This is a genomic window from Bradyrhizobium sp. WBOS07, from assembly GCF_024585165.1.
GTDB lineage: Bacteria > Pseudomonadota > Alphaproteobacteria > Rhizobiales > Xanthobacteraceae > Bradyrhizobium > Bradyrhizobium japonicum_B.
This window is the reverse complement of sequence record NZ_CP029008.1, coordinates 2,016,372-2,025,881: the sequence shown is the minus strand read 5'-3', so window position 1 is coordinate 2,025,881 and position 9,510 is coordinate 2,016,372. Positions and strand designations below refer to the sequence as shown.

Below are 9,510 nucleotides of genomic sequence, written 5' to 3'. Positions count from 1 at the left end.
CACCGCTGGTGCTTTTCGGCGTGGCCATTCTCCCGGTCATCGCGGTGCTGGCCTGGTTCGCGTTCTGATTATGACTGACGATTAGAGTACTTCGGCTCGGCCTAGGCGTTCTGCGTGGCTTTACTGCTACCAAGCCAAGCTCGTAGGATGGGTAGAGCGAAGCGAACCCATCGATTGCCTTGTTGCGTGACGAAACATGATGGTCTCGCAAGTGCTCTACTCATCCTGCGAGCTCACGCGCGTTCTTCGACGGCAACCCTCACTCCCCCAATTTTCACTAAGCGATCAGGCAATCAACGCAAAACGGTGTCTTGAATGAAGACCGCACTTGTCTTCGGCGCAACCGGCTTCATCGGCTCGCATTTGCTGCGCGACCTCATGGACAGTCCCGACTATTCGCGGGTTGTCGCGGTGGCCCGCAGGCCGCTGGCGGTGAACCATCCGAAGCTCACGGTGCTGATCGGCGATCTCGCTTCCCTGCCCGCGCTCAAGCCGCAATTGGTTGCGGACGAGATCTTCATCGCGCTGGGGACGACACGAAAGCACACGCCTGACGAGGCCGAGTACTACAAGATCGATCATGATTATCCGGTGTTGGCGGCCGAGATTGCCAAGGCGAACGGCGCGCGGTCGGTGTTTGTGGTCACGGCCGTCGGCGCCAACGCCGGGTCCGGCATGTTCTATCTCAGGACCAAGGGCGAGGTGGAGCGCGACATTCTCGCGCTCGATTTCGAGCACACGCACATTTTCCGCCCGTCGATGATCCTCGGCGCGCGCGACGAGGACCGCCCACGCGAACGCCTCATCATCGCGATCTGGGGCGTGCTCAATCCGCTGCTCGTCGGCCCGGCCGACCGCTATCGCGGGCTCGCCGGAAACGACATCGCGCACGCCATCGCCAAAGCCGCGCGGCATCAAACGGAGAAGGTGCGAATCTATCATTGGAAAGAGATGGCGGCGCTGCTTCGATCGTGATGCCGTGCGTAGGATGGGTTGAGCCCTTGCGAAACCCATCGCTTCTCGATCGCCGCTCTCCAACGGTGAAGAAGCCCCGTCCGGAATGAAACTGCAACGGCCCACGATCAAAGCGCGGCGCTACCACGCAACAAAGGCCATGGGTTTCGCAAGAGCTCGACCCATCCTACGGGCTTCATCAGCCGGGAAGCCGGATAGCAAGCCCCGCCTGCCTTGCTCGGTCTTTATCGAACGGCCGGCCTTGGGCGCTATCCCCGCACCCCACCGCCCTTAAGGATTACGGTGACATTGCTGTCAACGCAACTGCCAACGGATGAAAACGGATGACGGTTATCGCTTTGCTTCAGGTCCTTTCTGCTCGGTCTTGCGGATGAGTTCAACTGCGTGTTTGATGTCGTACCCGATAACGATACCAGTATTGCCAGGCACCCATTTACCGGTTGGAACGAGCTTATAGAGCTTTCCATCAGTGCCCCTCTTTATGCGATCAAGGGCGCGGTCTTCGTCGGTCACGTCCTTTTCTAGGATCGGCGTTGGCGTTACGACTTCCGTATAATCTGTTCGGTACCCGGAAACGACACCTGCAACTTTAAAGTCGTAGCCGGGTTTTCCCTGTTCGAGGAACACAATTGGAGATCCAGAGAATCCGCTATTGTTTCGTCCGTCAAAATACATTGTTATCGCTTCATCCTTGCGGGTTTGCGCGGACCACACTGCCTTGCGGACGAACCCGATGTTCTCCAAAGCTGGGGTGATAGTGTTAAGCAGAGGGTCCGCGTAGGGATAGCCCACGAAGTAAACGTCTTGACCCAAGACCATCCCTGCCGAGTCAGCGGGTAGCGCAATTGTCACCGTGAGTACTCTTTTCGGCACCAACACGGCTATGTCTACGGGATCAGAGCAGCGCAGCACGGTGACCGGCGTGTCAACGCATTTTCCCCCATCTACGCAGACCTGTATCGAACCTTCGGGCCCTTTCACGCTCGCTATCACGTGCTTGGCTGTGATCAGGTAATGATGGCCATCAACGTCTAGAGTGAAGGCCGTTCCCGACCCCCCGTTCACTTCGATCCGAACGACCCTCTTAAGAACATTAGAGGTAACACCGACAACGTCAGCCATTGTGGGGCTCCCGCAAAACATCACCGTAGTAAAAAGGAAGCTCAGTATGCGCATGGAAACCCGGCTCGCCTGTGCGTATCGTCGCCCAATTGCACATCCCGCCATCGCTTGATCGCGACAGAGCTGGCCCACAGGACATCACCGTTGGATACGATCGGTTGGGTCAATATTTCATCTCGTAGCCGAAGAGTTCCTTGATCTTCTTTTTATCACCGCCGAACTCGGGATTGTAGTTGTCGTAATATTGGGCAGCTCGATCGGTATAGCCGCCTTTGGCCAAGCACTCGTTATAGAGCGCCAAGATCTCTGCTCGATACTTGTTAACCCTTTCCATCTCGTTCTTGTCGAGAAGGCCCTCGGGCGGGACCGCTTGGTTCAAGAACTCAGCAAAGCTTGTTTGCAACATCTGTTGATAGAGCCCATCGACACGCCATCGTGTACGCCAAGCAGCGATCAAAGGCGCCCAGCGGTCGATGGTAGCTCTGGCCTCAGCACTCTCTGCCTCAATATTCAGTTTATGAGTCACATCTGAGTACTTTGCCTGCATGTAGTTTTCGACCGTGGTGACGTAGAGCTGGAAGAAGTCCCAGCCAATCAGAGTCATATAGGGCCGGACGATCTCAGCCCTTTCCGTTGGTGTAACCTTTAACTCATCTAGCTGCCGATCCACATCGTCGAGAATGGCCTGTTTAGCTTTCGCGCCAGGCGAACCAAATCTATTCGACCAAGCAAACGTCATGTATGTGGCCTTGGCACTTATAACGGACAGATGCTGAAGTTTGCCTAGTATCTCCTCTGCGCGGTCCAAAGTCCGGTTCAGGCGGGCCTCCACACCCCACACCTTGAAGACCTCAAGCTTTGGCATGTAGACCATGAAGGTGCAGACCACGCCCAGCGTGCCAAGAAAAATCGCAGAAGGTATTCGCTGATTGAAGCCTTCGAATGCCGCCATGATTAGCGCGCCCAATGCGACTAGGCCGGCAACAAACAGCACAACGTCTCTAAGTCGATCCATCCCACTTTCAAACATAGCCCCTCCAATCGAAGTACCTCAACCGGAGAATGTGGGGGCGCCATACCTCAACACAAGAAGTTATATGGTCGGATTGCAGACACCTGCCCCCTGCCCCTCCTGCCCGTTTCCTGCTATCTCTCCCCGCCGTCCGGGCCCAAGACAAAAACCCTCCGTCCGTTCCAGGGAGCAACAACCATGCGATACCTCCACACCATGCTGCGCGTGCGCAATCTCGATGTCGCGCTGAAGTTCTATGTCGATGCTTTCGGGCTGAAGGAGGTACGGCGGATCGAGAACGACAAGGGGCGGTTCACGCTGGTGTTCCTGTGCTCGGCGGACGATCTCGAGGCGTTGAAGAAGCAGCCGCCGACGCGCGGCGCGCCGCTGGTCGAGCTCACCTGGAATTGGGACGAGGAGACCTACGGCGAGGATCGCTTCTTCGGCCATCTCGCCTATGAGGTCGACGACATCTACGCCACTTGCGACAAGCTGATGAAAGCCGGCGTCACCATCAACCGTCCGCCGCGCGACGGCAACATGGCCTTCGTCCGCTCGCCGGACCTGCACTCGATCGAGCTGTTGCAGAAGGGCGATCCGAAGCCGCCGCAGGAGCCGTGGGCCTCGATGCCCAACACCGGTCATTGGTAGGTTTGCGCACGGGAACAAGCGCTCGCGAGCCGCGTTCACCCTCCAGTGATGCAATTGGAGGAGGATACGATGGCGAGAGGGCTGTTGTTGTGGATGCTTGGCGTGCCGATCCCGGTGATCATTCTGCTGTGGCTGTTCTTCGGCCGCTGACCGTCAGGTTGAACTTTGCCAGGTTGAACCTTGCAATGAAAGCTCCGCCGCGTGCGGAGCTTTTTGCATGAGGGGCGCGATGCAATCGCGCATCGCTCGAGGCGGCGAATTCCGCTATCACCCGCGGCAAGCAACAATGCCGCGGGAGACGCTTCATGCCTGACACCAAGCTGACGATCTGGGGCCGCGCCAATTCGGTCAACGTGCAGAAGGTGCTGTGGTGCCTGACCGAGCTCAATCTGCCCTATGAGCGCATCGATGCCGGCATGAGCTACGGCCGGACGCGCGAGGCCGAGTATCTGGCGATGAACCCCAACGCGCGGATCCCGACGCTGGTCGAGGGCGACTTCGTGCTGTGGGAATCCAATTCGATCATGCGCTACCTCTGCCTCGCCCATGGACGCGGCACGCCGATCTATCCCGAGGCGCCGAAGCAGCGCGCCTCGATCGACCGCTGGCTCGACTGGACGCTGTCGACGGTGCAGCCGGTCGACCGCCCGGTGTTCTGGGGCATCGTGCGCACGGCGCCCGCCGAGCGCGACATGATCCAGGTGCAGCGAGATGCGGATACCGCCGCCGAGGTCTGGGCGATTGCCGACCGCCTGCTCTCCTCGCGCCGGTTCATGGAGGGCGATGCCTTCACGCTCGCCGACATCGCGATCGGCTCCTATGCGCGGCGCTGGCTCGGGGTCGAGGGCATCAGCCGGCCGGCGCAGCCGCATCTGACGCGCTGGCTCGCCGAGCTCGGCAAACGGCCCGGATTCGCACAGCATGTCGCACCGCCGATGTCGTGAGCCGGCGGCGCGGCGTAAGCTACGGCGAAAACACGATGAATCCGCGTTTCGGCGCAAGCCTCCGCCGTCACCTCGGCACTTGACGGCTACTGTGCATGGGGTTGTTTTCGCATTTTTTGCTTTCGGCCTAGCGCCAGCCGCGCTCGACCAGCAGCACGCAGACGATCAGCACCAGGGTCACCGCCGCGGTCGCCAGCCGCGCCGTCCAGCTCAGGCCGCGGCCGACCCACCACAGCAGCGCGCAGTACATCACGACGGGAACGATGAGGTCGAGGCGGATGAGATCCGGCGACATCGGCCTTTAGCGCCTGACCGTGGTGTCGATGCGGCTCGAGCCCTCGATCTTCACGCAGGTCCCGGTGCCCTCGACCATGACGAAGCTCGGGCCATAGGAGGCGCAGGAGCCTGCTCGAGCCTTGCCGGCCGCGCTCTTCAGCGGTGCGGTGGTCGCGCCCGCCTGGGGCCGCTCGGCAGGCGGCAGGCGCAGCGCCTCCGCCGCGGCGGCGGACGTGACGAGCAGCGGGATCAGGATCAAGAGCTTGGTGCGCATGGCGGCGTTCTAGCCCGGACCGGGGCTGCGCGCCATCGGGGCGCCTCCGCCCGCGATCAGATGAACTTGATGCCGGCCGATTTGCCGCGGCGCCAGACCACCTGGCAGCTCCGCCCGGTGCGCGAATCGCGTGCGAAGGCGAGCCGGATCACGCCCGGGAGCTGGCTGGCGTCCTCGTCCAAGGTGATCTTGGCGCCGGAATCCGAGATATCCTGGACCAGGCAATGCCGCGCGGCGAAGCCGCCGTCGAGCGTGATCCAGGCGTGCTTCGACAGCAGCTTGCGGGCTGCGCGCTTTTTCGGCGGTGGCATCGGCGAGAGATCTCCCCGTCCAGCGCTACCCGGCGCCCCCTAAGAAACCGTTGCAATCGCCCGCCGATAATCCCCGGATCGGCGCTGTCCACCGGGGCCAAAAGACCGGCCCCGACCGGCTTGCCCGGAGGCGGAAAGGCCACTATACGTTCGCCCGCTGCAAGCCGCCGGGCCCTGTTCGGCCGGCCAGCGGCCGTGCCGGGAACAACGGCAGGGCCCTGCGTTTGCTCCCTTCGTCTATCGGTTAGGACGCCACCCTTTCACGGTGGAGAGAGCGGTTCGATTCCGCTAGGGAGCGCCAGTGCGCAGGCGATGAACGCCATCGCTGCCGCCACCGCAATTTCCGCTGCTTCCGCATGAACCTTCCCGCCGCTCGCCACCGACCAATGTCGGTTGGAACCGGTCTTGGCCCATGGCGCAGCACTTCCCCGAAATTGATGGTTCGTCCGGCGCGTCCGCAATGACGCCGGAGCTTCCGCCGTGGCTGGGTCACCATCCCGGCCGGCATCCATCGGACCTGCGCGCCAAGATGCTGGCGCACATGGCCTGCGCCCGACCGCGTCCGCAGTCCGATCTCGCGCCGCCCGCGCCGGTGCCGCCAGGCCGGATCGCCCGGGAGCTCCTCAGCGATGTCGTCGGCCACGTCATCCTGTTCGGTGTCGCCGCCCTGCTCTTCCAATCGCGCATCCCGCTCTATTTGGGGGCGTTCATCCTCCTGACCGACGGCGGGCGCATCGAAAGCGCGCTGGCAAGGATCGGTATCCGGCTCGAGCCCGAAACGATCGGGGCAGACATCGTCAAGCGCTCCGCATTCTGGTTCGGATGGTTCGCGTTGCTGGCCGCCTTGAAGGGCTCCGTCCCTGCCTGGCTCGCGCCGTGGATGCCGCCAGCGGATTCCTGGTCTTTCCTCGCCGGCATCGCCCTCCTGCTCGCCGTCGTCGAAGCATTCACGGCGCTCGCATTGCGGCGCGCATTGCCGCAACTGGGATGGGAGATCAGCCCGGACAGCCTGACCTGGACGACGATCCAGTTCGCCGTGGCCGTCGGCGCGTTGGCCTTGCTGGTGCTGTTCGGATCTTCCTAGGCAGCGCTTTTACCGCCGCGCCCGCAATGACGAGGTTGTGAGAAAGCCTGGAGCAAAACGGGTCCTTATGCCGCGCTTTTTCCGGCGCGACCGACCCGTGCGTTTACCGGAAATTTACCCCCGCTTTTGAGCGCCGGTATCATTTACTTAGAATTTGACCGCTACCGTGGAATTACGGGAACGATCCCAAACACGGTTGGCGCGCATGTCCGTCACAGAGTTCCTCAGGCAACGAGCAGTGGACGTCGCCGTGAACGGCAGCTACTCGCTGCCGCGCTGGTACGATTGCGAGGGCAAGCTGCGCACTTTCGCCTGCCGCACCAAGCGCGTCTCACCGTTCCGCATGATCGTGGACGTGCCTGTCGTCGGCAAGGTCGGCGAGCGGCTCACGTCCTACTTCCAGGATTTCGGCGAATTCCAGTGCACCATCAGCGCGACGCTGAAAGCCGGCTTCCTGATGGAGCTCGACATGACGCGGGCGCGGCGCGCCTGGATGTCGGAAAAGCTGACCTGGCTGGAGAAGAAGCAGAAGGACGACAGCATCCAGGAGCTGCGGCGTGATGCGCGCTTCGTTCCCCAGATCTCGCACAGCCTCCTGACGCTCGCCGACGGCAGCACCCATCCCTGCTTCATCATCGACGTCTCCACGGCCGGCGTTGCCATATCCTGCGAGTACGACCCGCCGGTGGGAACAGCGCTGGCTGTCGGCGCCTGCGTGGGGCGGGTCATCCGCAAATTCGACAACGGCTTCGCGGTCAAATTCGCAGAAAAGCAGGCGCGTGACGACGTAGTCCACCTCATTGCGCGCTCGCCGCTGCAGCAATCGGCTTGAGGCGGACCGGCCGTCTCGCCTCCGCATCGCTGCCCTATCGCGGCCCCATTGCGGGATCAGCTTTCGACGGTCCGTGCCTTACGCCGGACGTCATTTGCGGACTCGCGATCGGGGGACCGGATGGCAGTCAACAAGACCACGGTTGATAAGATCACCGTTGATAAGATCACTTGGGACAGGGTCGGCCGGGTCACCGAGCCCGGACGCTACATGTACACGTTCGGCTGGCTCACCATCACCGCCGGCGATCTCGAGATCTGGAAGCTCTACCCGCAGGCCGCGTTCACGTTGCTGGCGCAGCCGGGTGACCCCGACACATCCCCGGGCGGCGAGTTCCATCTCGGTGCTTTCGACGTCGCCCCCGAAGCGCCGCCGCCGTTCACCACCCACTAACGGGCCAAAGCGCCGGCCGGTGCGGGAACGCATGGCATGGGCGCTGCTTTATAATCGTCATGATGCACATCCCCGCCATCGACCAAGTCTTCCTGCTGATGCTCATCGTGTTCTGCCTCGGCACGTGCCTCGTACGCGCCTTCTGGGAACTGGAGCAGGCGCGGTCGCACCGGACCGGCTCGCCGCCCCGCAGGGACCCCAACCGCAACTAGCGAGCCTGCCGGCCCGTCCCATCTATCGACCAGCGTGGTTTCGGCGCTCCACCGCGACAGCCGGAGCAAGCTGCCCGGCGACTCAAAGAAACCCGCGCATATCTTTGATCCGATTTGCCAACGCGCTCCGATCCCGTCAGACATCGCCGTTGCCATGGCTGACGAACAGGTGTTGGGATGCAATTGATTACGCTTGCATTCTCCAGTCCGGCAGGCGGCGGCAGATGAACGGCAGCTGTCCCGTGCGTTAAGTGAGCCGACCGCGAGCGCATGACACATGGTCGCATCGCTCAATGTAGATTAGCGGATCAAGGGAACCTATTTTCGGCGCCGATGTACCTGATCGAAGCGTTGCCCACCGTCATCGGAACTGCGGCCATCGCCCCGGCGCTGCTGATGCTGTGGCTTGTCATCGCCGCTGAGGAGCGACCCGGCCCGCCCGCTCAGGTCTGGACCGCGTTCCTGTTGGGCGCGGCCAGCATCTCGTTGCTTGGCCTTGCCCGGGCCCCCTTCGCCAAGATGGTCGCCGCACCCGACGACCCCTGGGCGGCGCTGGCCATGCATTCGATCTTCGGCGTCGCGCTGCCTGAGGAAGCCGTCAAGGTGATCGCCATCGTTCTGATCTCCTCGACCAAGCGGCGGACTTTTGCCAACCCGATGGACACCGTGGTCTATGGCGCTGCGGTCGGCCTCGGCTTCGCTGCTTACGAGAACCTGGCCTATCTGGTCCAGCACGCCGACATGTGGCGCTCGCTGGCCGCCTTGCGCAGCGTGCTGACCGTGCCGTTTCACGGCGCGCTCGGCATCATCGCGGGCGCCTACCTGACGATCGCGCGCGCCGGCACGGCGCTGGGCGCGAACCGCCACCATCGCGACTGGGCGCGCCTGTCCAGCCGCCTCCTGATGCTCGCCGGCCCGCTCGCGCTGCATTCGGCGTTCGACTTCCCGCTGCTGACACTGCAAAGGATGCCCGATCTCGATCCGACGCTGCGGATGTGGCTGGGCGCGGCCAGCCTGCTGGTCGGCTTCGGCTCGATCGCCTTCGCAATCCGCCTGGTCCGGCGCGTCGCCCGCCACCACGCCCCCCGGACCGATATTGCGCGGGAGCGGCTCAGCCAGCTCCGCCGGATGTGGGCGCTGCTGCTCGCCGGCGGCGGCGTCGGCTTTCTCGGCCTCGCCTTCGTGCTGACCTCGATCCATCACTGGCTGATCAATCCCGAGCGCAACCTGACGCTGGCCCTGATCCCGATCGGCTTCGTCTCGATCCTGCTCGGCCTTGCGCTTCTGGTTGTCACCACCGCGATCTACATTCTCGGCCGCAACCGCATCCGTACCAGCGCGGAAGGTTTTTCGTCGGCGTCCGGCAGCGGTTGATCCACCGCATGGCGCGCACGCCCCGCGCGTACTAGATTGAGCGTTGACCT

At 62.6% G+C, this 9,510-nt stretch carries 13 protein-coding genes and 1 tRNA gene; 9 read left to right on the top strand and 5 right to left on the bottom strand.

The annotated features are described in order from the left end of the window. The first annotated feature begins 315 nt into the window (after nt 1-315). Nucleotides 316-975 (top strand): oxidoreductase, encoded by a 660-nt coding sequence (locus tag DCM79_RS09520; protein WP_257179605.1) that lies wholly within the window; start codon nt 316-318, stop codon nt 973-975. 330 nt (nt 976-1,305) lie between these two features. On the opposite strand, the gene DCM79_RS09515 is transcribed toward DCM79_RS09520, so the two are convergent. Continuing rightward, nucleotides 1,306-2,097, bottom strand: a complete 792-nt coding sequence (locus tag DCM79_RS09515; protein WP_257179604.1) for a serine protease — start codon at nt 2,095-2,097, stop codon at nt 1,306-1,308. A 163-nt stretch (nt 2,098-2,260) separates the two neighbouring features. Beyond that, complete coding sequence (locus DCM79_RS09510) at nt 2,261-3,049, bottom strand: hypothetical protein (RefSeq protein ID WP_257179602.1); 789 nt, start codon at nt 3,047-3,049, stop codon at nt 2,261-2,263. A 258-nt stretch (nt 3,050-3,307) separates the two neighbouring features. Here DCM79_RS09510 and DCM79_RS09505 point away from each other — a divergent pair, with 258 nt between their 5' ends. Both DCM79_RS09505 and DCM79_RS09500 read left to right on the top strand, forming a co-directional pair. Beyond that, a complete protein-coding gene (locus DCM79_RS09505; protein WP_257179601.1) occupies nt 3,308-3,760 on the top strand; it encodes a VOC family protein in 453 nt (150 codons plus the stop codon). Nucleotides 3,761-4,065: 305 nt separating this feature from the next. Next, on the top strand, nt 4,066-4,704 hold the full coding sequence (locus DCM79_RS09500) for a glutathione S-transferase family protein (protein ID WP_257179600.1): 639 nt from the start codon (nt 4,066-4,068) through the stop codon (nt 4,702-4,704). Nucleotides 4,705-4,831: 127 nt separating this feature from the next. On the opposite strand, the gene DCM79_RS09495 is transcribed toward DCM79_RS09500, so the two are convergent. Genes DCM79_RS09495 through DCM79_RS09485 form a run of 3 tightly spaced genes read right to left on the bottom strand, consistent with a single transcriptional unit; the run spans nt 4,832 to nt 5,565 of the window. Continuing rightward, nucleotides 4,832-4,999 carry a hypothetical protein gene (locus tag DCM79_RS09495; protein WP_063831427.1) on the bottom strand — a complete coding sequence of 56 codons (168 nt, stop codon included), beginning with the start codon at nt 4,997-4,999 and terminating at the stop codon, nt 4,832-4,834. A gap of 6 nt (nt 5,000-5,005) precedes the next feature. Next, nucleotides 5,006-5,254, bottom strand: coding sequence for a hypothetical protein (locus tag DCM79_RS09490; RefSeq protein WP_257179599.1), 249 nt, complete (start codon nt 5,252-5,254; stop codon nt 5,006-5,008). A 56-nt stretch (nt 5,255-5,310) separates the two neighbouring features. Further along, on the bottom strand, nt 5,311-5,565 hold the full coding sequence (locus tag DCM79_RS09485) for a PilZ domain-containing protein (protein ID WP_028136585.1): 255 nt from the start codon (nt 5,563-5,565) through the stop codon (nt 5,311-5,313). A gap of 226 nt (nt 5,566-5,791) precedes the next feature. Between DCM79_RS09485 and DCM79_RS09480 the strand changes: the two genes are divergently transcribed. The 6 genes from DCM79_RS09480 (at nt 5,792) to DCM79_RS09455 (ending at nt 9,460) form a co-directional block, all read left to right on the top strand. Then, a tRNA-Glu gene (locus DCM79_RS09480) sits at nt 5,792-5,866 on the top strand. Between the two features lie 111 nt (nt 5,867-5,977). Then, nucleotides 5,978-6,649, top strand: coding sequence for a hypothetical protein (locus DCM79_RS09475; protein WP_257179598.1), 672 nt, complete (start codon nt 5,978-5,980; stop codon nt 6,647-6,649). Nucleotides 6,650-6,854: 205 nt separating this feature from the next. Then, on the top strand, nt 6,855-7,481 hold the full coding sequence (locus tag DCM79_RS09470; RefSeq protein WP_257179597.1) for a PilZ domain-containing protein: 627 nt from the start codon (nt 6,855-6,857) through the stop codon (nt 7,479-7,481). A gap of 120 nt (nt 7,482-7,601) precedes the next feature. Continuing rightward, nucleotides 7,602-7,874 (top strand): hypothetical protein, encoded by a 273-nt coding sequence (locus tag DCM79_RS09465; RefSeq protein WP_257179596.1) that lies wholly within the window; start codon nt 7,602-7,604, stop codon nt 7,872-7,874. 59 nt (nt 7,875-7,933) lie between these two features. Beyond that, nucleotides 7,934-8,086, top strand: a complete 153-nt coding sequence (locus tag DCM79_RS09460; protein WP_257179595.1) for a hypothetical protein — start codon at nt 7,934-7,936, stop codon at nt 8,084-8,086. A 333-nt stretch (nt 8,087-8,419) separates the two neighbouring features. Continuing rightward, nucleotides 8,420-9,460, top strand: coding sequence for a PrsW family glutamic-type intramembrane protease (locus DCM79_RS09455; protein WP_028136589.1), 1,041 nt, complete (start codon nt 8,420-8,422; stop codon nt 9,458-9,460). The last annotated feature ends 50 nt before the right edge of the window (nt 9,461-9,510 follow it).

What these genes read in the sequence shown, in the direction of transcription:
- DCM79_RS09455 (WP_028136589.1), top strand. Translation starts at nt 8,420, where the DNA reads ATGTACCTGATCGAAGCGTTGCCCACCGTCATCGGAACTGCGGCCATC.
- DCM79_RS09470 (WP_257179597.1), top strand. Translation starts at nt 6,855, where the DNA reads ATGTCCGTCACAGAGTTCCTCAGGCAACGAGCAGTGGACGTCGCCGTG.
- DCM79_RS09460 (WP_257179595.1), top strand. Translation starts at nt 7,934, where the DNA reads ATGATGCACATCCCCGCCATCGACCAAGTCTTCCTGCTGATGCTCATC.
- DCM79_RS09475 (WP_257179598.1), top strand. Translation starts at nt 5,978, where the DNA reads ATGGCGCAGCACTTCCCCGAAATTGATGGTTCGTCCGGCGCGTCCGCA.
- DCM79_RS09505 (WP_257179601.1), top strand. Translation starts at nt 3,308, where the DNA reads ATGCGATACCTCCACACCATGCTGCGCGTGCGCAATCTCGATGTCGCG.
- DCM79_RS09520 (WP_257179605.1), top strand. Translation starts at nt 316, where the DNA reads ATGAAGACCGCACTTGTCTTCGGCGCAACCGGCTTCATCGGCTCGCAT.
- DCM79_RS09515 (WP_257179604.1), bottom strand. Translation starts at nt 2,097, where the DNA reads ATGGCTGACGTTGTCGGTGTTACCTCTAATGTTCTTAAGAGGGTCGTT.
- DCM79_RS09510 (WP_257179602.1), bottom strand. Translation starts at nt 3,049, where the DNA reads ATGGCGGCATTCGAAGGCTTCAATCAGCGAATACCTTCTGCGATTTTT.
- DCM79_RS09495 (WP_063831427.1), bottom strand. Translation starts at nt 4,999, where the DNA reads ATGTCGCCGGATCTCATCCGCCTCGACCTCATCGTTCCCGTCGTGATG.
- DCM79_RS09490 (WP_257179599.1), bottom strand. Translation starts at nt 5,254, where the DNA reads ATGCGCACCAAGCTCTTGATCCTGATCCCGCTGCTCGTCACGTCCGCC.
- DCM79_RS09500 (WP_257179600.1), top strand. Translation starts at nt 4,066, where the DNA reads ATGCCTGACACCAAGCTGACGATCTGGGGCCGCGCCAATTCGGTCAAC.
- DCM79_RS09485 (WP_028136585.1), bottom strand. Translation starts at nt 5,565, where the DNA reads ATGCCACCGCCGAAAAAGCGCGCAGCCCGCAAGCTGCTGTCGAAGCAC.
- DCM79_RS09465 (WP_257179596.1), top strand. Translation starts at nt 7,602, where the DNA reads ATGGCAGTCAACAAGACCACGGTTGATAAGATCACCGTTGATAAGATC.